This is a genomic window from Pantoea sp. DY-5, from assembly GCF_019795955.1.
Taxonomy (GTDB): domain Bacteria; phylum Pseudomonadota; class Gammaproteobacteria; order Enterobacterales; family Enterobacteriaceae; genus Pantoea; species Pantoea leporis.
Genome location: NZ_JAIMIE010000001.1, coordinates 111,579 through 136,927, shown reverse-complemented (window position 1 = coordinate 136,927; position 25,349 = coordinate 111,579). Strand labels below are relative to the sequence as shown.

Annotated in this window: 20 protein-coding genes; all 20 read right to left on the bottom strand. The window is 49.1% G+C overall.

Features of this window, described 5'->3' with window-relative positions; genetic code table 11:
• Window positions 1-1,845, bottom strand: a complete 1,845-nt coding sequence (locus K5Y30_RS00640) for a phosphatidylserine/phosphatidylglycerophosphate/cardiolipin synthase family protein (protein ID WP_222182698.1) — start codon at window positions 1,843-1,845, stop codon at window positions 1-3.
• Complete coding sequence (locus K5Y30_RS00635; protein WP_255606548.1) at window positions 1,842-4,571, bottom strand: type VI secretion system Vgr family protein; 2,730 nt, start codon at window positions 4,569-4,571, stop codon at window positions 1,842-1,844. Before K5Y30_RS00635 ends, K5Y30_RS00640 begins: the two co-directional genes overlap by 4 nt.
• Window positions 4,572-4,651: 80 nt before the next feature.
• Complete coding sequence (locus K5Y30_RS24795) at window positions 4,652-4,786, bottom strand: hypothetical protein (RefSeq protein ID WP_255606576.1); 135 nt, start codon at window positions 4,784-4,786, stop codon at window positions 4,652-4,654.
• A complete protein-coding gene (locus K5Y30_RS24790; protein ID WP_225614411.1) occupies window positions 4,738-5,049 on the bottom strand; it encodes a hypothetical protein in 312 nt (103 codons plus the stop codon). Before K5Y30_RS24790 ends, K5Y30_RS24795 begins: the two co-directional genes overlap by 49 nt.
• 188 nt (window positions 5,050-5,237) lie before the next feature.
• On the bottom strand, window positions 5,238-5,735 hold the full coding sequence (locus tag K5Y30_RS00625) for a DUF805 domain-containing protein (RefSeq protein ID WP_222210267.1): 498 nt from the start codon (window positions 5,733-5,735) through the stop codon (window positions 5,238-5,240).
• Between the two features lie 41 nt (window positions 5,736-5,776).
• Window positions 5,777-6,487 carry a hypothetical protein gene (locus tag K5Y30_RS00620; protein WP_222210266.1) on the bottom strand — a complete coding sequence of 237 codons (711 nt, stop codon included), beginning with the start codon at window positions 6,485-6,487 and terminating at the stop codon, window positions 5,777-5,779.
• An 18-nt stretch (window positions 6,488-6,505) separates the two neighbouring features.
• On the bottom strand, window positions 6,506-8,086 hold the full coding sequence (gene tssA, locus K5Y30_RS00615) for a type VI secretion system protein TssA (RefSeq protein ID WP_255606547.1): 1,581 nt from the start codon (window positions 8,084-8,086) through the stop codon (window positions 6,506-6,508).
• Window positions 8,086-11,475, bottom strand: coding sequence for an ImcF-related family protein (locus K5Y30_RS00610; RefSeq protein WP_222210265.1), 3,390 nt, complete (start codon window positions 11,473-11,475; stop codon window positions 8,086-8,088). The genes tssA and K5Y30_RS00610 overlap by 1 nt, the downstream gene beginning before the upstream one ends.
• An 18-nt stretch (window positions 11,476-11,493) precedes the next feature.
• Window positions 11,494-12,681 (bottom strand): hypothetical protein, encoded by a 1,188-nt coding sequence (locus tag K5Y30_RS00605; RefSeq protein WP_222210264.1) that lies wholly within the window; start codon window positions 12,679-12,681, stop codon window positions 11,494-11,496.
• 1 nt (window position 12,682) lies between these two features.
• Window positions 12,683-12,940, bottom strand: a complete 258-nt coding sequence (locus tag K5Y30_RS00600; RefSeq protein ID WP_222182709.1) for a PAAR domain-containing protein — start codon at window positions 12,938-12,940, stop codon at window positions 12,683-12,685.
• A 493-nt stretch (window positions 12,941-13,433) separates the two neighbouring features.
• Complete coding sequence (locus K5Y30_RS00595; RefSeq protein ID WP_222182718.1) at window positions 13,434-14,420, bottom strand: EexN family lipoprotein; 987 nt, start codon at window positions 14,418-14,420, stop codon at window positions 13,434-13,436.
• Between the two features lie 151 nt (window positions 14,421-14,571).
• Window positions 14,572-16,824: an ATPase gene (locus K5Y30_RS00590; protein ID WP_222182720.1), complete on the bottom strand. Its 2,253-nt coding sequence runs from the start codon at window positions 16,822-16,824 to the stop codon at window positions 14,572-14,574.
• Between the two features lie 13 nt (window positions 16,825-16,837).
• A complete protein-coding gene (locus K5Y30_RS00585) occupies window positions 16,838-19,363 on the bottom strand; it encodes a type VI secretion system Vgr family protein (protein WP_222182722.1) in 2,526 nt (841 codons plus the stop codon).
• Between the two features lie 160 nt (window positions 19,364-19,523).
• Window positions 19,524-20,042: a putative T6SS immunity periplasmic lipoprotein gene (locus K5Y30_RS00580; protein ID WP_222182724.1), complete on the bottom strand. Its 519-nt coding sequence runs from the start codon at window positions 20,040-20,042 to the stop codon at window positions 19,524-19,526.
• Complete coding sequence (locus K5Y30_RS24925) at window positions 20,039-20,452, bottom strand: putative T6SS immunity periplasmic lipoprotein (RefSeq protein ID WP_370634184.1); 414 nt, start codon at window positions 20,450-20,452, stop codon at window positions 20,039-20,041. The genes K5Y30_RS00580 and K5Y30_RS24925 overlap by 4 nt, the downstream gene beginning before the upstream one ends.
• Before the next feature lie 77 nt (window positions 20,453-20,529).
• Window positions 20,530-21,009: a putative T6SS immunity periplasmic lipoprotein gene (locus K5Y30_RS00575; protein ID WP_222182726.1), complete on the bottom strand. Its 480-nt coding sequence runs from the start codon at window positions 21,007-21,009 to the stop codon at window positions 20,530-20,532.
• Window positions 21,006-21,452: a putative T6SS immunity periplasmic lipoprotein gene (locus tag K5Y30_RS00570; protein WP_222182728.1), complete on the bottom strand. Its 447-nt coding sequence runs from the start codon at window positions 21,450-21,452 to the stop codon at window positions 21,006-21,008. Before K5Y30_RS00570 ends, K5Y30_RS00575 begins: the two co-directional genes overlap by 4 nt.
• Window positions 21,446-21,994 (bottom strand): type IV secretion protein Rhs, encoded by a 549-nt coding sequence (locus tag K5Y30_RS00565; RefSeq protein ID WP_222182730.1) that lies wholly within the window; start codon window positions 21,992-21,994, stop codon window positions 21,446-21,448. The genes K5Y30_RS00570 and K5Y30_RS00565 overlap by 7 nt, the downstream gene beginning before the upstream one ends.
• An 85-nt stretch (window positions 21,995-22,079) precedes the next feature.
• Window positions 22,080-22,517, bottom strand: coding sequence for an inner membrane protein YiaA (yiaA, locus tag K5Y30_RS00560; protein ID WP_222182731.1), 438 nt, complete (start codon window positions 22,515-22,517; stop codon window positions 22,080-22,082).
• A 35-nt stretch (window positions 22,518-22,552) separates the two neighbouring features.
• Window positions 22,553-25,153: a type VI secretion system ATPase TssH gene (gene tssH / locus K5Y30_RS00555; RefSeq protein WP_222182733.1), complete on the bottom strand. Its 2,601-nt coding sequence runs from the start codon at window positions 25,151-25,153 to the stop codon at window positions 22,553-22,555.
• Window positions 25,154-25,349 lie beyond the last annotated feature (196 nt).

The window sequence follows — 25,349 nt, the reverse complement described above, 5'->3', positions numbered from 1 at the left end:
TTAATCCAAATCGGTTAACTTTGTTTCAGCATAGTAAAACTCAATAACAGAAACTTCTGGAGGATGATGTTCACCTTCAAAAACCTTATTACTTTGAATTAATCTATCCCATTCTATGTATGCTTCCCGTGCATCATCCTGCCCACCTAAATTATTAGTATGCAAATTCCACAATCTCTTCCGCATCACCTTTGTTACTGATGTATTACAATGAGCAATATTCATTTCACTATCAACCTGCATGCTTCGAGTATTGATATTGGCCGACCCATGCGTGGTAAATACATCATTGATGATCATTAACTTAGAGTGAATATATACTGGCATCCAATCATTTGGATCAGAGTCAGGAGCAACTAAAGAGCAGACATGAATTTTTAACCCGGGATGTTCTACTGGAACAACCACACTATTATCAACTTCCTTTTCTTTTGCTCTGATTTCAGCTTTTTTCTTATCTCGACCCTGAATATATTTTAATTTATCAGCGTAGGTTGCATCAATAGATGGTGGAGTTGGCATTTCATTCCACAACATCTCTTTACGTCTTAATTTGGTAATTCCAGGTATAGTATCAGCACGCCCCAAACTCTCGAGCATACGTTGCGTATTCACTTTGCCAGGCCCAATTCCCTGCTCACTCACATTGGTTGTAACAAAAAGATATAGTGATCCGTGTTTTCCTGGATCGCGTCCTTCACGAGTCTGATCTGCTGCGACTTTCTTGATCAATTCTGCCAGTGGAGGCCAGCGGAAATATTGGTTCTCAATATAGATAAACTGCGTTGCATTGTTTGTTGCCTGCAAATAGAGTTTCTCAATATCTCGTTTACCTTCCTGCGCCTGAGTGCGCAGCAATTGTGCCATTAATGGAGCACCAAGCGATCTTTGCGGCTTCATTTTTTTAGCCACTTCACTGGCATGACGCTGCAACAAGAGATCCTGACCGGTTTCTCTCTTCCATGCAGTCGCGAAATTATGATGCAAATGCTCTAGTATTGGTCCGGTTACCCGGCTGGAAATGTCCTGACGTGGCAGAGCACCAGTCGCACCTTTATTCGGTGGGAGTCTATTCTCACCTCGATTAGCAGCTGAATGCGCGTCTGTGTCCCAGTATTCATCCAGCATGTTGTGACCCATTACAAAACCAACCGCTCTCTCCGGCAGTTCATAATCCACTAACACTGTTTTTTGATGGTGTGTAACACTTGCTGCCATAGTAGCAGTGCTCATATTGCTCAGATTTTTATCAAGGCTATTGAACTTAGTCTGATAAGCAATTTCCGCACGCTCATCTACATTAAAGCCACGGCTGACAAATTGTGGGAACTGCTGCAGTTTTTTTGGTGTAGTTCCTATTCCACGCGATATCTCTTTAATGGTGTTAGCAAGCGCATATTTTTCAAACCAATCCTGATCAAAAGAAAATTGATCATTAGTCGAGGTTTGACCCGCTCTATTTTTAACTCCAGTAATAAATTTACCCGGCAAATTAGCTTCACCACCTAATCCAGCGGTATTAAACGGCATTTCCCAACCCAGGATCCTCACTTCAATGCCACGCTTCTGGGCAAGATCTTCTAATAGTTGCCCAATACATGGGGCTTGACCATCACGCACAAAATACATCGAAGGCTGAAAACCCCAGCAAATAATATCCACTGATTTGCGCGCATTTTCGATGGCATGATGCACTGCACCAAATGCTTCCTCACCATTAATCAGCGGAAAATAGGTCGCCGGCAAAGGTTGATATTCGCTGCCCTGTACAAACCACGGGGGTGTAATCACACATTGCTGGGTTATATCAGTTGCAATAGGTGAAACGATATCTGACTGACTCATGCGTCTTCTTCCCTGTCATTAATACCATCAAGTAATGCGGCATAGAGCGAACGGTGCTCAGTGTGCGAAACAGGAGCATTAATTTCGCCCTCAGTTTGCGAGCGATGATGATGAATGCCGCGATTCGCTAGAACACCTTGCTCTGGATTGCGATAAGTGGCGGCGATGGGAATCTGGTAGCTAACACCGTTTGCCATTACCAAGCGATAAGATTTCGTCACGGTTTGATGTTCAATCGGTAAATTGCCGGTGTTATCCAGCACGCCCTGTTTTATCGCTGCTCCATCGGCGTACAACGTATACGGCATGCCAGCCCAGCTTCCGGCTTCTGCATCAGGTGACATTGGTACTTTGAGATTCAATAATTGCTTAGCGGTGGATTGGATTTCGGGATATTCAGGATGTTCCGCCGTCATACTTGCCGGTCCGCTATAGGCGAAATCTGCTGATTTCACCGCAAAGTCACCATCGGTGCCCAACTCAATTTTGCACGGGTCCAGCGTGATGTAGCTTCCCCCGGCATTCAGCACGATTTTCTTTTTAGCAATGATATGAATTTCATCTTCGGTGCTGGTAATTTCCAGTCCTTGCCTTGCAAGCAATTGCAATTGATCGTTCTGCGCCTGAATCGAAACCGGCCCCTGATTTGCTAATAGCTTGATACCCATTCTGCGCACAAATATATTCAGTCCCTCGCCCACACCGATAAACATGCGTTTGACGATGCCAACATCAGCGTCTGCCTCTGCGGTGGCGATTAAGTTCTTTGCCGCTGCAAGCTGTAAATGTTTACCGCTGGTTAACGCGATTCCCTGCGGCGCACTAAGCAGTGCGACTGCTTGCTTGAGCTGTTCTAACTCTTCGCGCATGAAATTAAGTTGAGTTTCCACTTGCGCAGGTTCTGCGCCTGCGGCTTTTCCATCATCAGCTAACTGCTGCATTTGATTGCCTGCATTGTGCAAGCGGTTAAGTGCATCCTGCATCTCAAGCACTTCTGCACCAGCGCCAGGTTGCTTATCTGCACTTATAAAAATACCGCTTCCAGCACGAATCCCGCCCCACTTGTCCGTGCGCAGTTCAAAACCTTCACCGCGTTTGGCTCTCGAGGAATCAACCAGGTGCCCCAGGCTTAGCTGTGATTTACCACCATACTCGGTGCTGAGTTTGACGTGCTCTTCACCGCGCTTATCTTCAATGCGCAGTTTGTTTGAACCTGCGGTGCGGATAACGTTGCGTGTGCTGTTCTTTTCGGTGACGTGATCGACATGGCGCGAATCATGAAGCGCGTGAGCAATATAAGGCTGGTCAGGATCACCTTCGCGGAAGGCTATCGCTACTTCCGTTCCCTGAATCAGTGGGAAGTGGAAGCCATACATATCGCCGCCATAAGGTTTGGCGAGTCGCACTGGCATGCTCTCCTGCCCGCGATCTTTGCTCTCTTCATCCGCATCAAACACCACACGATAAAGACCTGAAGCGTCCTGCCAGGCGTAGATATCATTATCTTTTGCGCTAGTGATTCGCGCTGTCATAGTGCCGCTGACTTTAGGGCGTACAAGCATTGCTGGACGCCAGCAAATTGTTTCACTGTATGGCACGGCGCCAATCGTCACTCGCATAGCTGATTCCCGACTGGCAACGAACTTCAACTTTATAATTACCAGTGGGTTATGCAGCAACTCTGGCAAGGTTGAAGGAACACTATTGTCGGTTATTATCAGCGTTTGCCCAGCAGCCAGAGAGGGATCGGTGCTTATTCCTGTAATGGATGTTCGGCTAGCGAGGAAGCGTTCATGATCCAAACGTGCATAGAAGTTTGCGGTTTCTGCAGCTGGTGTGTACTTGTCACCAGATTGCGGATGGCGAGGTCGATAATGATAAACCTTGCCATAATTAGTTTCATCGCCATCGCCCCGTGTCATATCCGCTTCCGCAGACCGTAAAATATATTGCGCCTCACGATGGTTATAATCTTTAGCGGATACGCTAGCTTCCACAACCTGATGATTAAGATTTAGTTCCCAGATCGAATCTTTTCCGCAATCACCCATACCTGAAGGGCTGTTAAGCGGCAGCGATTTGACAGTATTAAACGACACCTGACTGTCACCAAAATGGATTACTTCAGTGCGCGCATCCTCCTGTAAGCGAAAGTAGAAAAAAATTCCTACTTCAGCCAGTAAACGTTGAATAAATTTTAGATCGCTTTCTTGGTACTGATTAATTTGTTCGCGCTTTGGATAGCTTTGCTTCAGGCTAAATTGGTATTGCCAGGCTTCCAGACCATGTTCAGTAAGTATTTTCGTTACCACTTCAGGCACTGATTTATTGACGAAAAATCGATGACTGTGGAATTGTTTACCTAGCAGTGAAACAAATGGCTCAATAATAATTTCATAGCTTACTTGATCGCGTGAACCTTGCAATCGCCGAAAGTGAGTTATCACTCCGTGTATGACTTTAACGATTTTTTCAGGCAATACCGATTTCAGCTCATCTGAGGGAGCTTGCATATTTAACCAGACTTTTTTCCGCAGCATCTGCTGAGGCTGTATGTCGCCAGCATCGCTGGTGAAACGAACTGTGTAACTATACAGTTCGCTCATCTCCTCCTTTCCCTCAATCTCTTCAACATCAGTACTAAAGGTGCTGCCCGGTAAATCGAGATAATAGCGATTTAATGAGACGGACAAAACTTTCTGTAGAATACCGGATGTATTCATCATGTCCTCCATGACGTAAAGATACTAATAATTAAGTTTAATAGTGAATCTTAAAAATCTTACACAGAGCTCTAATTATTTATTCAGAGATAAACCGGATGCAGATGGAGCAAAGGCTTACTGCATAGGTATAATAAAAACAGACTTACAGGAAAGAAAAAAATACTTCCTATAAACAGGAAGCCAAACCACCAACCTGAGCGGCCAATATCGTGCATGCGTCGAATTCCCAGCGACATAAAAGAAAAATAATGATTACGCTGAAAAATGACATAACAGTCGCAAGACCAATTCCACAAAATATAACCACCCATAAATCAACCCAAATAAGAGCAATAAGAAGCACGGCGCCTGAGCATAAAGATGGGAGCGTGCTGACCAGAATAAATGACCAGAATTCCTTGCGCGTGGCGCAGTTTTTATAATCGAATGTTTTACGCCAGGCCCCGGCGTAACATTCCGCTAACCGGTCGTTCATCATTTAATCCCTGACAGTTAACCCACCTATCGGATCCGGCGCGCCAGCCCGGTCTATTTTGTCCTTCGTAGTGCTATCAGGTTGCGTGGCGGAAAATTCCTTAGCGGTATTACGCAGCTAGCGCATTTCGGTATCGTAATAACGCAGGGTGAGATCTTTCATTACGTAGCTCTGATTTTATTTTTATTGCGTTAATGTGGAAGCGGTGATGGTCTTACTGAAGGTTTACAGCACAGATATGTCAGGTAAAAAATAACGCTTAAATTCAACACCAGGCTTGCCCAAATCGATATAGAGAGTGCGATATCCCATGAAAAGCGATTTGCAATACTGTTGACCAGAACACCAAGGAATACAGGAATAATAAAAATATTGCTAAGTAGCAGGCTACTAAACCACCAGCCACTCCGACCAATATCATGCATTCTTCTTACGCCCAAAGACATAACAGGGATGATCAGGATGCATATAAATAATAGTTGAAGAGAAAAACCCATTGAAAGGAACAACAAGACATCAACTATGCCACTGCCGGTCAGAGTCAGCATTCCAGTTATTGCTGAATATAAATTCAAAGCTAGTAAGCTTACCAGAATGAAAACCCAAAACTCTTTCCGACTTGCGCATCCTTTATAATTAAATATGTTTCGCCACCCACCGATGTAACATCTGATGATGCATCTAATCATCTCACCCTCTTATTAGATTGATGAATATCCCTATCCTATTACTACTTTGCAGTGAGTAGATATAGCGGAATAAAAACAACATCCCCAATTAACGTGACAGGTGTCAATGCAAGTTTTAAGGCTACCGAGCCACTGTCGAACTTATCGTAACGATATGATGAATAAAATCGCACCTGATAGCTTTCATCGAGTGATGTTGTCTGAGGGAAAGATGAACCTAACCTCATTTTATTGATAATGATGCCCTCAACGGTCACTGAACGCTGTAAATAACCGTCCACTGATGAAAACCGCTTATCCTCAAGCGCTTTCTTTTGTGATTGAGTTAATGCAGTTACAGGTTTTCGAGTTCTAACGCTCATTGTTTGTTGGAATTCTGCATTAGTGTTCTTACTGTAGTAGCCTTTAAGATTCATATCGATAAATTTATCATCATTGTTCATTCTTAATGGCACTTTCTTCATCAAATCGTTCAATGCCAATAATTCATTACCGTTAACCGTCACAAAATAGATATTATTGTCCCCAACGAATCCTACGCCTTCATCTGGAAGTCTGATAATGTCTTTTCCAGTGACATTATCTCCTTCAGTCAGATGTAAATTTTTATACTCAAACATCCCGCTAATTCGATCAGAGAAATTCATTTCTCGCACAGTTGTTGAGCGGGTGTCACTTAAGCTCCATAAGTAATAAGTACAGCCTGTTAATGAAAAAACCATCATTACAATAATCGCTCGTAAAATCAGCATATTAAATCCCTTTTGTTTTTAACCCAGTAACACCACAGCGCGTGCCGCATCGATATGAACCAGCCCAGCTAACAGTTGTTCCATTTCCGGCTGCACTCGTGCTTTATCCGCTTCACTGCGCCCGGCGCGAGCGCGCAGGAGTTTTAACCGCCTCGATTTCACTTCAAACAGCAGTGACGGTTCCCACTGGCCGAGCGTCATGTCATCTGCGCTGTTATCCAGTGCGCCCAGCAGGTGCAGCGCCATTTCCTGACGACCGAACTGCTCAGCGACGCGCGCCATCAGCAGACGCAGCAGCCACTGCTGTCGCGGTAAAGCAGTTCCCGGCCGATGCTGCAGCCAATTCAGCGCCGTTTCGATACCTTCGCGATCGGCCAGCTCTACGGCTTCGCTTTCCAGTTGCAGGATATCATCTTCATTGCTGGCACCAGCTGACGTTGACGTCCCCTCGCCCCACACTGGTTCGGTGTTCATCACCTGCTGCTGTATCCAGCCGAGCGTCACCTCATCGGCAAACGGCGTACCGTCGCTGAACGTCAGCGTTTCCAGGCCGTTCAGGCGCGACAACAGTCCTTTGAGATCGTCCTGCACGATGGCGGCAAGCGTGGTGTTGCCGGCGCGCGTCAGCGCCTGATGGATGTACCACTGCAGGTCAAGCCAGAAATGGTTACCACCACGCGAAAACAGGCTGTCGGCCTGCTCGGTCAGTTCCTGCCAGCTCTGCTGCAGCCAAAGACGTTTAAGCTGAGCGCGCTGGTCTGCCTTAGGCGGTTCGATACGGCTTTTGCCGTCGCCGGAAAGCGGCGGCAGTTGCAGCAGCGTATCGTGGCGCAGGGATTTCATCAGACGGTGCGCAGCAAGCCAGCCGCCGGGTTGATCACGCAGGTATTTCGACAGCGTGCGCGCCTGATCCAGCAACTCGCGTCCGGAGGCTATCGCCCCCATCTGTGGCGCAGCCGGACCGCTGGTTTGATGCTTATCACCCTCACCCGCCGCCTGTGGCACCACCGCATCCGGGCCACCCGCTTTAAGCAGGCGATTTTCCAGCGCCGCATACAGACTGCCCAGCCCGGCACCGCCGTGCTCCAGGCTCGCGTCCTCAATCAGCAACAGTGCGCCAGCGATACGCAACGCATCCTGTTTGGTGACTTCTGGATAAAGTGAAAGTGTGTCGAGCATGCGCGAACCGGCGGGCCAGCGCAGCGCGGCTTCACGGCTGCGCGCACGTTGTGGATGCAGGCTGCTGCCAAACTGCGTCAGTAGCCCGGCCATTAATGACAAGCCATCAGCCAGCCCGGCTTCGCCATCAAGCTGCAGGCGTGCCCAGCTGTACCAGGCCGCCACGCGGATGTCTTTCGTAACAGAGGTGAGTAGGTTTTCCGCCAGCTCGCAGATAAGCGCGGTGTCCGCCCCGGAAAGGCGGTTCACCTCCTCCTGCATCTGCTGAAAACCGTCGTGATAGGTCGGGTCCTCACCGGCGGGATTGTCCGCCGATACCGGCTGCAGCCAGTTATTCCACAGTGCGATTTGCTGTTCTGCCTGGGCGCGAAGCGTCTCAGCGTCTTCACCACAGGCGCTGATAAGAGATTTAAGCGGCATTATTCGTCCTCCGTGACGTTAAGGTCTTCCGGCGCGACAGTTGTGGCGCTCTGGAGAAATATGTCTGATGGCAGCGTGAAATTGCGCAGCCGCAGTAGCGCCAGCGGGCCATCACCGGCTTCGGTGCGCAGAATGTAATTCAGCGTGCGACCGTCGGGCACGGCCCAGCTCAGTTGCCAGCTGCTGCTGATGCCTGGATTAGCGGTGACCTGCGCCTTATCCAGCAGGCGGATTAAGCCCCAGCCACCCGGCATATCGCCATAGAGGCGGGTGCCTGCCTCGGTGCTGACCCAGCTCAGCGTTGCGCCCGGCGCTTCGGTATCCGCGGGCCAGGTGAAACGTTTCCAGGCCGGCATCTGGTTCACGTACTCCAGCTTCTGGCTGTCGATGGTCAGCGTCGTCTGCGATACGCCTGCCGCCGTGCCGGGACGCAGCTCAAAGTGCAGTCCCGCTTCACCGGTGGTGAACACCACGTCGGAAATCTGGCTAAGTTGGTTAATCGCTTTGAGGAATGCCGGGTTGAAGGTCAGCCCCTGCGCGTTGATGCTGTCCGGCACCCAGCGTGTGCCTTCGCGGTGCAGCACGCCGTTAAGTCGCGTTTGCAGGAAGCGGGTGATGCGGCCGGTATCGCTGTTGAGATACTTCGCCAGTAGCGGCAGAGAAACTTCGCTGCTGACGTTTTTGAACGGATAGCGGCCACCAAAGGCGCTGTTCCACTCGCTCACTACCGCCTGTTGCCACTGGGCATTGAGGCTTTCAGCCGCCGGGCTTAATACCTGCTGCCAGGCCTGCTCCATCGGCCGCACAAATACCGTCTGCCCGAAGCCGCTCCACTCCTGCCCCAGACCAGCGGCAATCAGGCTGCCGTAGTCGCGGGTTTCAGTCAGATCGACGGTTTTGCCCTGGAACACCGTCTGCGCCAACGTCTGCGTCATCGCCTGCGGATCGGCGGCGTTGGTGACCTGCTGCAGACGCAGGCGCACCTGCGTGACGCGGGTCAGGAAAGTGCGCAGATTCATTGACGACGAGCTGCCCTGCGCGTCGGTCAGCGACAGCAGCGGACCAAAGGTGGCATCCAGCGGACCGCTCGGCCCGGCATTCTGATCAATTGCCGGGCGCTTATCTTTGCTAAACAGGTTCTGCGCCGACTTCACCAGCGAGTCGGCGAGCGCCCCGCCGGTCTGACCGGTACGCCCCTGCACGTTCAACGTGTTCATCAACGCCACCAGCGGCGACTGACGCACGTCGGCCATCAGCGTCAACTGGTCAATGGCATCCGACAGCGTCGGCGCGGGCTGCAGGCGCAGGCTGTTAAGGAAGTTCAGCCAGGCCGCGCTGTAATCGGCGAAGTAGCGGCTGGTGAGCTGCGCTTCCAGCACATCGGCCGAGGAGGTTTTCCCGGTCGTCGGCGGATTGTCGCCCAGCACCCAGTCCATCTCCTCGCGGCGGGCATTGGCCACTTTCTCAATCGCGGGTTTCACGCCGTCGTCCCATGCCTGACGGGTGAACATACCCGGTACCACTTCATCAGTGCTGAACAGCAGCGCCGCATCGGTATCGCCAGTCATGTCAGTAAGGCGCATATCGGCATAGTTGCGCGACACCTGCGCCAGCACCTGCTGATACAGACGCGATTCGCTGTTGCTGACGCCAAGCTGACGCACCAGTAGCGCGCGCACTTGGCCGGTCAGTTCCGGGTCCGCCTTTAGTTTCCATTCAGGATGCGCAACCAGACCTGCGCCGTAAAACGCCAGTAAGCCGGGCGCTGTGCCCTGCCAGTAACCTGTAGCCACATCTGCGCGCTGCGCCCAGTCCTGCATCAGCGCCTGGCTGAACCATGCTGAATCCATACGCTCCGGGCGCACCAGCATCAGCCACAGCTTGAGCTGGGCGTAAGCCGGTTTGGCGAGGGTGTCACGCAGCGGGCTGTCGGGCGGAAGGTCAGCGACCGTCTGCAGCTCCTTACGCAAATGCGTGGCTGCCGCATCGCGCAGCAACGGCAGCGCCGCCTGCGCGTAACGCGGCCACAGTGCCGCCAGCAGCGCGTCGTTTTGATTCAGCCCAAGACGGCTGTACCAGGGCGCACCGTGCTCCGCACGATGTTGCAGGCGCTGCATGGTTTTCTGCAGATCAGAAAGCGCCATCAGACGCTGCTGCGGAGGTTGTCCGGTATCGGCTGCCTGCATCGCCTGCATGTGGGCGTTGCTGATAACGCTGCTGTTGGTGGTGAACGACACCAGCAGGCCCGCGCCCCAGGCAATCACCGCCAGGCACGCCACGGATGCCAGCAGGCGCGACCAGGAAAAGCCGCGACGCTGCGGACGCAGGTGCGCGGGCAGCGAAGTGAATGTGGACGGCAGCGCATCCCAGCGATTATCGCGGCCCCAGTGATTGGGCACCGCGCGCTCTGCACCTTCAGAAGGCGGACTGAATACCAGCCCCGCCAGCGGTAGCGGTCGATACGGATTCTGCAGTGGTACAATCAGCGCGTTGAGTGTTTCAGGTTCACGCGTCAGTTGATCTGCCAGGCTCAGCAGGAAACGATGCTGCGGCGAACCTGCCGCCTGCTGAATGCCCTGCGAGGTGAGGTGAGCTGCCAGCTCCGCCAGTAACTTGTCTATTTTTCCTGAAGTGAGTGTCTGAACGCCCACCGCCTGAGTCATGCGGCCCTGCTGCTTTTCGGCGCGCGGATGCAGCGACCAGACATAAAGCGGCAGTCGCCAGCCCAGCTTCTCGTAGCGTGCAGATAACGCGTGCGCGGTGGCGTCCATCATGGCGGCAGAGGGCAACGCTGAGGCAGGCACGCCCGAAGTGTCGGCAAGATGGTCAGCGGCAGAGGTGACCCAGACCATCGCATCCGCCGGACGACGACGCAGACGTTTAAGGGCAGTCAGCCAACTTTCATCGGGTGAGGATTCAGGAACGCCGCCCCAGAGTAATAATGTGCCGCGATCTTCCTGCCAGAGCTGATGAGTCAATCCTGGCGTAAGCCGTTCAACATCAGCCATGGTTCCGGTGACAAGCAGGATACGAACTTTGCGTTTCCAGAAGTGCCCGTAATGATGACGCAATGCCTGACGAATGACGCTGACGGTTTTATGAAGCTCAGAACTTGCAGACTGAGCAGCATGGGAAACCTGTTCTTTGGTGCCAACCAAACTTAGCCGCCGGAAAAACTCATGGGATACTAACCAATACCAGCACCGCTTAATGAAATCATCACTCAGCAGGATCAATAAACATAGAATTGCTATCGCTAAGGAATACCAAAGTTTATGTTCCCGCGTTTCGGGACGCAAAACTGGATTATCAATCCAGATTAGGATGGCGCCTATCAGTCCGACGATAGCCACGAATATCCATGTGCTAAATCTGTTTGTCTTTTTCACTACCCCTTCCTTTTGGTATTACTTCACAGCGCGGACAACGGACATGTGCGTGGATTTATCACCAGTAAGAATCACTTGTGGCAAACCAGAAGAACTTGCGTTTTCCACAGCACATATCAGTGCAATATTTCCAACCGCCGCAGCGGGATGTCCAAACGAATCATCAAGTACATGCTCGTTTTGAATCCCGGATAAATACTCTCCCTGCTCCAACGCCACCAGCAGAGGAGAAAGTGCTTCCATTTCAACCTGAGTTCGCCAGAGCGTTAATGCTTCGCCAGCAGCGACACTACCCCAACGCATGGCATCATTGATGGTCTGGAACGCATCACTCCCGACTACTGGCCTATGCACACAGGCAATGGGTTCGACATCATTCTCTGCAACCCATTTTTCATCAGATATAAAAATCGCGGAAACGGATTCTGCTTGTTTATTACGCGGTGTGGAGAACAGATTGATTTCAACAGAAAGAATTACGACATCTTTTGGATTATCCAGCCATGTATCCAGCCACATTAATCCATCATCCTCTGAGCGGACAGAGATCTCAGAAGTAGTTAACACAGAGGAGCTGTGTCGTCGCCATGCATCAAGAATAAGGGCATCAGATAAAGTGCCATCATGGCGAATCCGAATTGCGGGCAAAACCCGTGGAAGTTGCCGAATTTCATCTGCAATGATAGGGAGCAGGCTATTGAGCGCGCGGTCCAACTTGGTCTCGTAAGTATTCTGGCTTGCTTTAACCTGCGCTACCGGCAGTTGTGCTGTCATGAAGCTATTAAGCAATGCAGGATAATATTCACTTCTGAGTTGAGAATGCCCCTTTAACAATGCTTGTGAGAGTTTGTTGCATCCCAACGGCGTGTGATAAGCCGCACCGATTATAAATAACGCCTGTCGCCCACGACGTATTTGTCTTTCACGTTCCTGTTCATGAAGATGATTCCAGTATGCAGCCTGCTCGCAACGATTTTCATAGTGTCGCAAACGTGCAACTAAACAGACTAGCCCAGTGATCAAAGGAAGTATGATTGCGCAAAACCAAAACCAGATAGACTTTGTAGAAGCATTTTTAGGCCAAAGATATAGCGTAATAAGTGCGCCCAGACAGCAAACAACAACAATAAAAATGATCCAACGTAACTTATGAGGCGGGTCAGGATTTTCAATAACATCGGGAATTTCATTGAGATTAACTGGCATATTATGCCTTACCTGCGTTGGCGAGGGATGTAATTAATGTGCAACCACAACCACACTTATGTCCATGAAGCGCAATAGGCTTACCATTAATTTTTGAACCAGCATCACCTTCAATAATCTTGGTTTCACCATGCTGGGGGCAAGATACTTTATCCATCAAGCAAGCAACTTCCTTGCCCATAAATTTAACGCCGCTGCTTCCATGGAGCACACGACCACCGTGTGTGGTTGCATCACCGAGTCGAATAATCCCTTTCATAAATTTTCGCTTAAAATATAAAATTAGAAATTTGCAATGAGCTAAAAATACAAAAATGTAGATATTGAAATACTTCACATCATGAATAAAAAAGCATAATGAATATAATTAAGTACATTGCAGTGCAAAACTATTAAATTTTGCAACTCATCAAATGAGCCAATTTGTTGGACAACTCATCAAATTCATTTGCATCATTCTCATTAAGAAAAATAATATCACATGTTTCAGGTCGAAAATAACATTGGCAAGAGGTATGATATGTGTTTACCACTCTCTCATCTTTGCTTGATTCATTCTGCGCTACTGGTGCCATTTGAACACTCATCAATAAATCCTTTTAAAAAAAGTGTAAGGAGACATCATTCTGTCACCTATAACACATTGAGAAATCACAGCCCATGTATGAATAATTAAAATATCACTCTTATAATATGAATTAGGATTGAGTGTTTTTATTTGATACATCCATTCTTATAAAGGGTGCAGGACATTACTTTTCTGCACAATACCTATACTTTTTCTCACACAAAAAATCGTTTATTTCTTTTATTCTTGTTGGGTTTCTCTCTATGCCGTATCCACCTTTAGCATACATAGTCAATAGATCATCAACATGTTCAATGTTTCTGGAATCTATTTTTTCTCCCTCATAAAAAACATCTAATAATTTAGTTGCTTTTTTATAGTCTGGATTAAAACCAGTTCCGCCATGAAAATATAGATCTGCCAATTTCAGACATGACAATGTAAACCCCACCAGACAGGATTTATCAAATAACTGGATGCCATCCAATTCACTTTTATTAAAACCTTCGCCATTAAGATGCATATAAGCAAGATAATAATCACCCCAACCGGGTGATTTTACACCAATATTTTGAGAGTAACGGTTAAAATATGAAATGGCGGTATCAAAGTTCTTTTCAACCCCTTCCCCTCTGCGGTACATTAATCCCAAAGATATTAAGGCACTCGAATCGCCTTCTGACAGATTTTTAAGATAATAGCTTAATACAGAATCAGGTTGCTGATATTTCTTTATCAGCTCTTCTAAAGATCGTAACATCTTTTGATCTTCGGGAGTTGCAGGCTTTCTGCTCCCAATCACATATGCCAATTGACCTAATTTATCTACAGCTTGCTCATCGCCATTGCCAGCAGCTGCAGATAACCATTGTATGGCTTTACTATATACATTATTCGAAATATATAGTTCAGCTAGAAACCGCTGCTTTTGTGCATCTCCGCTCTCAGCTTGTTGCAGCGTTTCTGTCGCAGTTGAAGCATTAATGCAATTTGATGTATCTCTGAGAGAGATCGAACTTGTGCATTTTTTTTGAATTGAATGTAGGATACCTTCATTTATGATTAATTCATTTACAGTATATTTTTTATCATCGCATGCTGAAAGAAAAAAACAAATAAAGACCAACACTATTATTCTCATAGACTTCTGCTCAAATACACACATTTTCATTATTCCTCATGCATGTTTTAAATTAAATGTTAAATTTAGATCTCATCATTTATCAGAATCAACACTTTGCACTTAAGACCATCCTTTCATTTCAGAATCCCTTATTACTTCAGAAGGTTTTTGCATTAGTTTTATTAAAGGGATTTACCTGTTATGCATATGCTTGATTGTGATCTAATGGACCAAAATCTCCCATTTGTGGGTAATGTAAATTAACACCTTGTGCCAGTTTATAATCCATGGTGTTATTCATGGCTAATGCATATCCTGAAGCCGGACTTTCTTTCAAACCTTTATATATGTTACTTACAATTAACCTTGCCTTTATGTCTTTTAAATCCTTATCTCTATTGAAGCCTTCTTGCAAGAAATCAATAATCGTCTCTTCCATTTCTTCTGCTTTATTATCAGCATCTACTGATAGCTCATTAACGTAAGCTCGACCTTTCTCGTTCATTCGTAGAAAAACCAACTTCCATTCTCGCTTGGTCTGGATGCTGTTAAGAACATTAATTACAGCCTCCTTTCGCTCAGGATAAATATCGATTAGCATTTTACTTCGATTTTTAGTATCTAAATGGTCAGCTTGCCCGTGACGACTCAGTAACCATAATAAATTGCCTTTACTCTCTGGCGTTAACATCAACATTCTCTGTGGGAATGCATTAATATTTTCAGCAATCGCATTCCTCCTATAAGAAGCCTTTAAACCATCATTTAAATCATTCCCAAAATCTTTAAATGCATTTGTAATATCACTAACTCGAGTTGAAACAGTTGTAAGCATAGACTCAACGCTGTTTTTCATGTCACTCAAGAGCATTACGCATATTTGGCTGAACGCTTCAAAAGCTTCTTTTGAAATTAGAGTCAATTTTCTATAATCAATCAGACTTAGCTGGTAAACAAGCCAGGAACCAAAATCCCAGAGTTTTTCATAAGCAACTTCTAATAAAAAAGATCCTTTCGCGCCCAATCCACAGCAAAGACTAGCGGCTATTTTAAAAATGAACTTGCCATTTATGAAAGTGCAATAAAAACTGCTTCCGATTCCAATGCCTACCAAGCCAGTGATATCACCGCTGATTGTGCAGAAATCGACAAATTCACTGACCTTTTTTGCTTCCTCATCGGTCTTATTTTGATACTGTGTCGCAGCCTTAGGCTGCAGCCATTGAAATCCACCTTTCAAAGCTGCGGTGACTTTAGCCCCGGCAAAAGCCTCACCACTTAGGGTCACGCCCTCGTCGCCTTCGTTCATTTGTTCATGGAATACCCGGCCAGTGGTACGCCGTTCATGGAACGGTGGTAACCGGCCGCCATGTTCTCTCCCTCTCAGGCGCTGAGTGGTTCCAACTGTCACTACTTCTAACTGCCCTTCCACATGTACCGATGCGCCAATAAAACCGGTGAGTGATGGTTCCAGAAACATGCGAAACATGCCCATATCAATGGGAATGATTTCAGACTCAAATTTTAACGACCAGCCAACTCTGTCAGGATAATAACAAGTCATCCGCGCTTCACCTGATGCAATTGTCAGCGTGCTTGACGCTTCTCCCTTTATAGAGAGATTTCGTCCACCTTTCATGCTGAATTCACCCGACGCTCCCGCATTTGCGGTAAATCTTAGAAATTGAGCACCTGCAGAGACATCAATATTTTCACTTATACGCTGGCCATCAACAAACAAGCTATTGTTCCAACTTTCAGCCCAGTCCGTGAGCGTGACATCAATCTTGCCAATATCGTCGGCATCAATCTTGAACAACTCGATTTCTTTAATATCAAAATCTTTGAGTCCTTCTTTTATCTTTTTTCCGCTGATTCCTGTCCGGTTACCATCCGCATCGTAGTCAAAAATACTTTTACTCGCCCCGTTCCTGTCCTGCCTATTCATTCGAACGTTATGTCTGGCTCCACGACCCATTTGATCGTAGTACCCTTTTTTCACATATACATAGCGGCTTCCTGGCCCATTATGGCGGCCACGCCCCCTGGTTTTAACTGGAATGAGCTCAACAACTTCCTCATAACCTTTAGGCGTAAAGTCTCCTAGCTTCTCCTTGAGGGCTTCTTTCTTACTTTCATAATCAGCCTGCGCCTCAGCTGCAGCATCTTCGGCTGCTTTGCACTCTGCACTTCGCGCTGGCTCAGAAAAAAGCACGCCATATTTTTCAATCGCCTGAGAATAATTTTCACCGCTCTGGTGCATGTTATCTACCGCACCAATAAGTTCACTCCATTGGCGTTCGAAATCACCACTGACGGTATCCGAGATAAACACTAATTCTTCTGTTGCTGGGCAAAAATAAACTGTGCCTGAATTGTGCTCTGCAGTAACCGTTGTGTTTTCTTTTTTATCTAACATGGCATTGGCTGCAGGCCGGTTATTATTTTCCATGAGTCACTCCCTGTTATTCATAAAAAAGCCGCATTGAATCCGGATTCATTCCGTGATGTATTTCGGTTAAGCCTTCCTCATCCGTTACTCCCTTAATGATTTTTCCGTCATCAGTTTCAATACGGTAAGGAACATACGGCTTCGGCTGTTGGGTCGTTTTATCAACAACTCTGAAACGGCCATTTAGACGATTTGTAAACTGTGGATCGCTAATAGCTGCTGGAGAAAGTGCTTCATTTAATGAAGCGCTTCCGCCCCAACTTATATCTCCACTTTTCAGCGCAATGCTTTGTGGTGCTCCAATCTCGACCGCGCCATCTCTTATTTTTATAAAGGCTCCGCCACCACTCGTTAGTGTGATGCCCTTTGAGGCGTTGAGTACAATTTCACCATTGACGCTACTCATAGTAATATTTTTATCTGCCTGCAACCGCATCGCGTCTGTTTGCGCCTGTATGTCCACACTTCCCATTGCTGCATACAACTTCATCCCGACGCGGTGTGCAAAAAGGCTTATTGCCTCACCTGCTGCAACGGTGAAGCGCTTAACAATATTCATATCAACATTTTCACCTGCGGTTGCTGTAACGCTGTGTCCCGCTGATAGTTGAATATTTTTGGCAGTGGTTGCGGCAATACCAGCCGGAGCGGATAGCAGAAGGCCCGCATCTTTGAGCTGATTAAGTGTGTCTGCTAACTGTTGCTGTGACTGCACATCGGCTTCTGCAGCACCTGAGGTTCTGGCACTCTGGGCTAGTGCTGTAACCAGTTGTAAAGCGCTCTGTAACTCAGCAATCGCCGCATTCATATTCAGCATATCGCCCTGAGCTCTCGGCTGTTTATCTGCAGAAATAAACACGCCAGCCCCACCGCGAATAGCTATATGCCTATCTGTTCTTAGTTCAGCGCCTTCTCCTCTTAACGTTCTTGATGCATCAACGTTATGCCCCAGATTCAGCTGAGTTTTTCCGCCATATTCGGTACTGAGTTTGATGTGCTCCTCACCGCGCTTATCTTCCATGCGAAGCTTATTCAGCCCAGCGGTGCGGATGACGTTGCGGGTGCTGTTTTTCTCTGTTACATGATCCACATGTCTCGAGTCATGCAGCGCATGAGCAATGTAGGGCTGGTCAGGATCCCCTTCACGGAAGGCAATCGCTACCTCCGTGCCCTGTATCAGCGGGAAGTGGAAACCATACATATCACCGCCATAAGGTTTGGCGAGGCGCACCGGCATGCTTTCCTGGCCGCGATCTTTGCTCTCTTCATCTGCATCAAACACCACGCGGTACAAACCGGAGGCATCCTGCCAGGCGTAGATATCATTGTCTTTTGCGCTGGTGACACGCGCTGTCATGGTGCCGCTGACTTTTGGGCGTGGTAACAACCTTGGACGCCAGCACAGCGTTTCGCTGTAAGGCAAACCGTTGAGGTTAATCTGTAACGCCGACTTACGGCTGGCACTGAGGTGGATGCGGGTGACGACGACCGGACTCTGAAGCTGTTCCGGCAGCGTTGGCAAAACACCATCAATAATGGTCAGCACCTTGCCTGGAGCCAGCGATGCGTCATTGCTGATGCCAGTAATCAGCGTCTGGCCGCACAAAAAACGTTCGTGATCGAGGCGCGCGTAATAGTTCGCAGTCTCCGGCGCGGGCACATATTTATCGCCGCTGTCAGGATGACGCGGACGGTATTGATAAACCTGCCCGTAGTTGATCTCATCACCATCGCCGCGCGACATATCCGCCTGAACCGAGCGTAAAATACGCTGCGCCTCGCGATGGTTGTAATCTTTCGCGACCACTCCTGCTTCGACCACTTTGTGGGTGATATTCAGTCCCCAGATCGATTCCTGCCCGTTGTCCTCCAGGTCGGAAGGACTGTTAAGAGGCAACGGTTTGCCCTGAATAAGTGCAGACTGTGCATCACCAAACCGGACGACTTCAGTCTGGGTGTTTGGCTGGAGCGTGAACATGTAAAAGATGCCGACTTCCGACAGCAAGCGGCGAATAAACTGAAGATCGCTTTCCTGGTACTGGTTTATCTGCTCGCGCCTGGGATATTCATGTTTGAGACTAAATTCATATTCCCAGCCCTGAAAACCGTGTTCATCCAGTATTTGGCTCACCACCTCAGGAACTGATTTATTCACAAAGAAACGGTGCGAGCGATATTGCTTATCCAGCAATGCAAGGCGTGGCTCAATAACCACCAGATAAGTCACCTGATCGGCAGAACCCGTCAGACGGTGAAAATCAGTGATGTAACCATGCACCATTTTTTGCCCCGACAGCCCCATCAACTCGCCGGTGCCCATGGTCAGCGTTGCTGGTTTACGCAACATCTGTGCGGCCGTGATGTCTTTATCCGGGCTGGTGAACAGCACATCGTAGTGATAGTTCTCACTCAATGCTTCTGTGCCGTTAAAGTTCTCGACGTCAATACTGGACGAGCATGAGGGGATAGAAAGCTTGTAACGGTTCAACGTCCCGTTTATTAACGAGGATGCACCTTGCAGTAAATCAGTCATGTTCATGTCATTCACTCCTTGATGACAGCCGGCCACAATGTCTCTATCAGTGATAGAGACATTGACGACTTTCTCTGGTCTTAATTAACGTTCTTTAACGGCGGCTGGATTAATTATTCTGGATGCTATTACGAGAGCGCATTTTCCACGAAAAGTTAACATTAATTTAGAAATTGTTACCGAGGTAATGCGTAATTTCATTCTCCTGCAGTGGGATGTTTTTAACCTGACGCCCATCAATTTGTATGGCATTTGAAAACACCCTGACATTTTGATGCTTTTTAATTGGCTTCAAGCTAAATCTAACCACATACTCTCCATCGCCAAATTCGTCAATCACTGATTCGGAAAGACAGATAAATCGTCCGTCCTTTAAGTTGGTATTGTTGGGCATTAAATATTGCCTGTTATCTTCATGCCCCCTTCTGAATTTACTCATGAATTTTAGCGTGTAGTCGCTGGCTCGTCGCACGTCAAAGCATGCTGCATTTTCTCTTCGAGTAATATTCGCCGTTTCTGAAAACGTCACCTTATCGCCAATGCAGCCAGTGAGAAAGACGGAACTCATTATCAGAGTGAAGAAAAATCCTGTTTTATAAAATCGATAACATATCATCATGAATTTCAGATGAATACTTAAGAATAAAAACAGGCTTCCACCTGTAGTTACGACATTTGAAATCATTCAGAAATAAAGCCGGGAAAATAATCTAATTTTTTCAATGGCAAATATGACACTTTCCCATTACTTATTTTAATTGACGCGACCTTTCTAAAAGATGGGCGATTCGTCAAAGTAGATAGCAGAGTGTAATGAATAGTGTAGGCCCGATTTTCCGTAACAGGCCACTGTGATGGTGAAAGGCAACGTTTGTTGTGAACTGCCAACAATTCACTTCCCGCATACGTTTCCCTCAACCCTGAATCATCCTTATTTTTTATCGAAATGACGCTCAGATAATACGTTTTCTCTGGGGGCGTGCTGATACAAAGCATATAGTTAACCAGACTTACCCTGTCATCACGCTCAAATCCAACCTGCTCTTCTCCCAACGTACACCCGGTCACAAGTAAGCATATTAATGTGCTTATCATCGTCTTTCGCATATGCTTCAACATTTGAACCATTTATCTTGGTGGCCGTTTTAGGCGCTGACTACACACCCACTTACTTATTTATAGCCTCGCGATATTTCAGAATCCTGTAACTGATAGCTACCCAATTTTCCATTAACCACTTTAACAGCAACGACAAAGCTTCTTATTGAATCAATGCCCCCGCCGTTTTTAAGAATAAATTTAACTACATACTCTTTGCCTTCAGCAGGCGTGAACTCATCCGGGGGAAGACATAGCATGCCATCAGAAATTTCAACGTCACCAACAATCCTGTTTTGTTGCTCTGTTCGCGGGGTATCTCTCTGATTAATTGCCAGGTAAGTCGGGATATACCCTTGTGATTGTTTTATGGGAAAGCAAATCTCTTGCCCTTCTCGCACTGCTTCCGTTGTTTCATCGTGCCACCCTCTGTCACCAACGCCCGGACATCCAGTAAGAACCAAAGCACTCACTAAAAAAACTAATACGTTTGTATTTTTTCTAATGAATGAATATTTCGCAATCGAAAGCAATTTAAAACACTGCCAATTCAAAAACGATTACCTAAATAATGGGTAGTTTCATCCTGCTGCAACGGGATACTCTTAACCTCATGTTCTTTCAACTGTATTGCGTTAGAGAATACTCTGACACTCTGAAACAGCCCTTCTGACTTCAGACTGAATCTGACAATGTATTCACCGTCTGACAATTTATCTGAAAGAGCGCGAGGAATGCAGATATATTGTCCATCGATTATATGCGAATCACGAAAATTTACAGATTCGCGATCATCTTCCATGCCCCTCCTGAATATGCTCATGGATTTTAGCCTGTATTCACTAACTCGCTCAACTTCAAAGCATATATCTTTCTCTTTTTGAACCGCTTGAGCAACTTCAGAAAATGTTACTTTGTCTCCAATACAACCTGTAAGAGTAAAACATGCAATGATGCAACTTAACGACTTTATTTTATTCAATTGACTTATCACCATGGAAATCCTCTCAGAGCCGCTCTGTAACCCTCTAAAACTATATACTCATCTAACTCACCATCTAAAGTTACACTATCATTATCACGATGCTGAATAAATTTACTGTAACCCTGCGAATAAAGGATGAAGCTATCGGCGACAATCTGTGCTTGCTGCTCCATTGGGTACTCACTCAAAAGGCGCCCATCTAGCCTGTAGCGATAGGAAGCGATCCAACTCACAAGTCCTCGACATATAACGCACATTCCCTTTTCTAACTGCCAGACGTGGCAGAGTTCATGAATGAATGTATGTTGGTCATAGGATGATACTTTTGAATAATCATCTTTGTATAACTGCGTTCGGTAATATATTTCGCCCTGTGGTGTCATGGCCACACGCTCATGCTGGAGGCCAAATGGCAAATAACTGTCGTGATGAATCCAGACCTTACTGTAATTGATCTTTTCACCATAAACAGATTTTGCCAGCGCAATCTCACCTGATGTTAATAAGCGCAGGCTCCCCTCTTTGATAGCCGCTTTTTTAGCTTTATCTGTCATGCTTATTCACCAAAAATCATTACACCGCCGTCATGGCGTCAACGTTCTCCCACCACGGCGACGGCAGCGTGAGAACCCGGAAAGATCAGGCCTGAGATTCCTGCGTATTTTCATCAGCGCTGTCAGATACGCTGTGCATGCCGTCGCGGGTGTTTTTCTGCACCGCTACCGCACCAAACAGCGCCATGAAGAACGACACACCGTAAAAACCTTTCTCGCTCGGCATCAGCGTGGCGTTCCATAAACCGGCAACCAGCAGCACCACCGCAATGGTGAACGCCAGCAGGCAAACCATGTGATACAGATGGGTGGTTGGGATGCCTTCCAGCCGGTCGCGTACGGTTTTCTGCAGCGAAACCGCAGCGAACAGTCCGAGGATCAGCACCGCGAAGTAGTAGCCTTTTTCATTCAGCTCCATTTCGGCGCGCCACAGGCCCGCCAGATAAACCAGCGTGCCGCCGAGCATGCCAATCCAGGAAATAGCGATAAACGCGGGTGAAACGGGGATATTTTGGGTTTTCATACACACTCCTTGTCATTAAAAAGAACGTCACGTGTTCAGAATATAAAACTCACTTCGCCTTCTTCATTGGTGTCCAGCGTCAGGCTGTTACCTAATGTGCCGCTGGCGCGGTGCTGCAGAATCATCTGGCTCAGCACCGGCAAGATTTGCTGATTCAGCAGGCTGTCGACGTTGCGCGCGCCGGTGTCCGGCAGCAGGCAGGCGTCGGTAAGCATGTCGTACAGGCCTTCGCCGATGGTGGTGCGGATGCCGTAATGGCGTTGCAGCCGTTTGCTGACCTGCTTCAGCTTCATCTCCACGATGATTCGCATCGCCTCGCGCGCCAGCGGGCGGTAAATCACCGTCTGGAAGCGCGCCAGCAGCGCGGGCTGGAAGTGGTCGCGCAGGATCGGGCGCAGGCACTCCTGCAGGTCGGATTCGGCTGCTTCGGGCATTTCTTCCAGCAGCTGCATCAACTGATCGCTGCCGAGGTTCGAGGTCATCAGAATCACGGTGTTGCGGAAGTCGATTTCGCGCCCCTCGCCGTCGCGCATGAAGCCACGGTCAAACACCTGATAAAACAGATTAATCACGTCGCGGTGCGCCTTTTCCACCTCGTCGAGCAGCACTACGCTGTACGGACGTTTGCGCACCGCTTCGGTAAGAATGCCGCCCTGGCCGTAGCCGACGTAACCCGGCGGCGAGCCTTTGAGCTGGGAAACGGTGTGTGCTTCCTGATATTCGCTGAGGTTGATAGTGATTAACGATTTCTCGCCGCCGTACAGCAAGTCGGCCAGCGCCAGCGCGGTTTCGGTTTTGCCGGTGCCGCTAGTGCCAACCAGCAGGAACACGCCCTGCGGCCCGTTTTCTGAAGTGAGTCCGGTTTTCGAGGCGCGCAGGCGCTGCGCGATGGCGCTGAGCGCCGCGTCCTGCCCGACCACGCGGGTGGCGAGCTGGGTTTCCAGCGCCAGCAGTTCAGCCTGCTCGTCCTTCATCAGCGACGACAGCGGCACGCCGGTCCAGTCGGCAATCACGCCCGCCACGATGCGCGCGTCAACGTCGGCGGTCAGTAGCGGCTCTCCGGGTTGTAATGCGTCGAGTTCGCTCTGGAGCTGCGCGATGTTGTGTTTCTGACTGGCGTCTTTGCGTCCTTCGAGCAACTGCTGCATGCGTTCCTGCACGCCAGCGTAGCGCTGCTCCAGCGCCTCAAGCTCTTCATCGGTGGATGCAATCTGCGTGGCAATTTCAGTCAGGCGTTCCTGCGAGACCGCGCCGCCGAGCGCTTCGTCGTCGAGGATGGCGCGCTGCTCAATGTTCAGCGCATCGAGCTTCGCACGCAGGCGAGTGATGGCTTCCGGTACCGTATCCTGGCTCATACGCACGCGCGCGGCGGCGGTGTCGAGCAGGTCAACCGCCTTGTCAGGCAGCTGGCGGCCTGTAAGGTAGCGGCGCGACAGCGTGACGGCGGCGCGCACCGCCGCGTCCGTGATGTGTACGCCGTGATGGTCGGCGTAGCGCGACTTGAGTCCGCGCAGCATCAGGCACGCGGTGTCGTCGTCCGGCTCGTCCACCTTCACCATCTGGAAGCGGCGCTCCAGCGCGGCGTCCTTCTCAAAATACTGCTTGTACTCGCTCCACGTGGTGGCCGCGATGGTGCGCAGTTCGCCGCGCGCCAGTGCCGGTTTCAGCAGGTTCGCCGCGTCCGCGCCGCCCGCTGCGTTGCCCGCGCCGATAATGGTGTGCGCCTCGTCGATAAACAGCAGCACCGGATTCGGCGCGGCCTGCACCTCGGTGATGATGTTCTTCAGGCGCTGCTCGAATTCACCCTTCACGCCCGCCCCCGCCTGCAGCATGCCGAGGTCCAGCGTATGCACGCTCACCGGCTTCAGGCTGTCCGGCACGTTGCCTTCGGCAATGCGCAGCGCCAGCCCTTCAACCAGCGCGGTTTTGCCCACGCCCGGCTCGCCTACCAGAATCGGGTTGTTCTTGCGGCGGCGCGACAGGATATCCACCATCTGGCGGATTTCGTTATCGCGGCCAAATACCGGGTCAATTTTGCCACTACGCGCGTCAGCGGTGACGTCGCGGGTGAAGCGGGCAAGCGCTTCGGTGGAGGGGGTTTTGGCTTCGCCTGCGGGAGATTGCTCGATAGTGCTGACCGGCATCTCCGGCTGTTCCGCTTCCGCACGCTCGTCGGACTGTGCTTCCAGCATCGGCTGCAGGCGCTCAAGCTGGCTCATGCGCAGGCTCAGCAACGGCCACAGACCTTCGCAGCGTACCAGCGACGGCTGCTCAGACAGTGCCATCAGCAGGTGAATACTGCGGATTTGCGGGTTGTTATCAGATGCTGACGCCATCAGCCACGCCTGTTTTAACAGCGCTTCTAATGAAGAGGAAAGCTGCGGACGTCCTCGCACCGCGCGCGGCTGGCGGTCGAGAAACGCCAGCAAATCCTGCCAGATGGCGTCCATATCCCACTCGTAGCGGCGCGCGATGACGGTGATGTCGCCCTCGCCCTGCTCCAGCAGCTTGAGCAGCCAGTGCTCCGGCTGGATTTCAGCGTGGGCGCGAGTCTGGCACAGCGACGCGGCGGCTTCCAGCGCCTGTGCGCAGAACGGGTTGAGGCGACGCAGTAAAGCGGCTGACTGGCTGTCCATAGCAAAATTCTCCTGATTGGGGGCACGCTACCGCCCGTCGCCATGTACCGAAGCGCATAAGGTCAGCAGGTCTGAGGTGGAAATGACTTGTGATTTCACCCGTTGGGGATGGAATCACCAGGCATCTGGCGTGGTGCGGTTTAAGGTCGCCATAAATGGCGACCCCACGATCCGCCGGGTGTAAAAATCTCCGCCC

Excerpts from the sequence above, each read along its gene's own strand:
- K5Y30_RS00580 (WP_222182724.1), bottom strand. The coding sequence starts at position 20,042 with ATGATTTCAAATGTCGTAACTACAGGTGGAAGCCTGTTTTTATTCTTA.
- K5Y30_RS24795 (WP_255606576.1), bottom strand. The coding sequence starts at position 4,786 with ATGCACGATATTGGCCGCTCAGGTTGGTGGTTTGGCTTCCTGTTTATA.
- K5Y30_RS00570 (WP_222182728.1), bottom strand. The coding sequence starts at position 21,452 with ATGGTGATAAGTCAATTGAATAAAATAAAGTCGTTAAGTTGCATCATT.
- K5Y30_RS00600 (WP_222182709.1), bottom strand. The coding sequence starts at position 12,940 with ATGAAAGGGATTATTCGACTCGGTGATGCAACCACACACGGTGGTCGT.
- K5Y30_RS24790 (WP_225614411.1), bottom strand. The coding sequence starts at position 5,049 with ATGATGAACGACCGGTTAGCGGAATGTTACGCCGGGGCCTGGCGTAAA.
- K5Y30_RS00625 (WP_222210267.1), bottom strand. The coding sequence starts at position 5,735 with ATGATTAGATGCATCATCAGATGTTACATCGGTGGGTGGCGAAACATA.
- K5Y30_RS00635 (WP_255606548.1), bottom strand. The coding sequence starts at position 4,571 with ATGATGAATACATCCGGTATTCTACAGAAAGTTTTGTCCGTCTCATTA.
- yiaA (WP_222182731.1), bottom strand. The coding sequence starts at position 22,517 with ATGAAAACCCAAAATATCCCCGTTTCACCCGCGTTTATCGCTATTTCC.
- K5Y30_RS00565 (WP_222182730.1), bottom strand. The coding sequence starts at position 21,994 with ATGACAGATAAAGCTAAAAAAGCGGCTATCAAAGAGGGGAGCCTGCGC.
- K5Y30_RS00605 (WP_222210264.1), bottom strand. The coding sequence starts at position 12,681 with ATGCCAGTTAATCTCAATGAAATTCCCGATGTTATTGAAAATCCTGAC.
- K5Y30_RS00590 (WP_222182720.1), bottom strand. The coding sequence starts at position 16,824 with ATGGAAAATAATAACCGGCCTGCAGCCAATGCCATGTTAGATAAAAAA.
- K5Y30_RS00585 (WP_222182722.1), bottom strand. The coding sequence starts at position 19,363 with ATGAACATGACTGATTTACTGCAAGGTGCATCCTCGTTAATAAACGGG.
- tssH (WP_222182733.1), bottom strand. The coding sequence starts at position 25,153 with ATGGACAGCCAGTCAGCCGCTTTACTGCGTCGCCTCAACCCGTTCTGC.
- K5Y30_RS00595 (WP_222182718.1), bottom strand. The coding sequence starts at position 14,420 with ATGAAAATGTGTGTATTTGAGCAGAAGTCTATGAGAATAATAGTGTTG.
- K5Y30_RS00620 (WP_222210266.1), bottom strand. The coding sequence starts at position 6,487 with ATGCTGATTTTACGAGCGATTATTGTAATGATGGTTTTTTCATTAACA.
- K5Y30_RS24925 (WP_370634184.1), bottom strand. The coding sequence starts at position 20,452 with ATGATAAGCACATTAATATGCTTACTTGTGACCGGGTGTACGTTGGGA.
- tssA (WP_255606547.1), bottom strand. The coding sequence starts at position 8,086 with ATGCCGCTTAAATCTCTTATCAGCGCCTGTGGTGAAGACGCTGAGACG.
- K5Y30_RS00640 (WP_222182698.1), bottom strand. The coding sequence starts at position 1,845 with ATGAGTCAGTCAGATATCGTTTCACCTATTGCAACTGATATAACCCAG.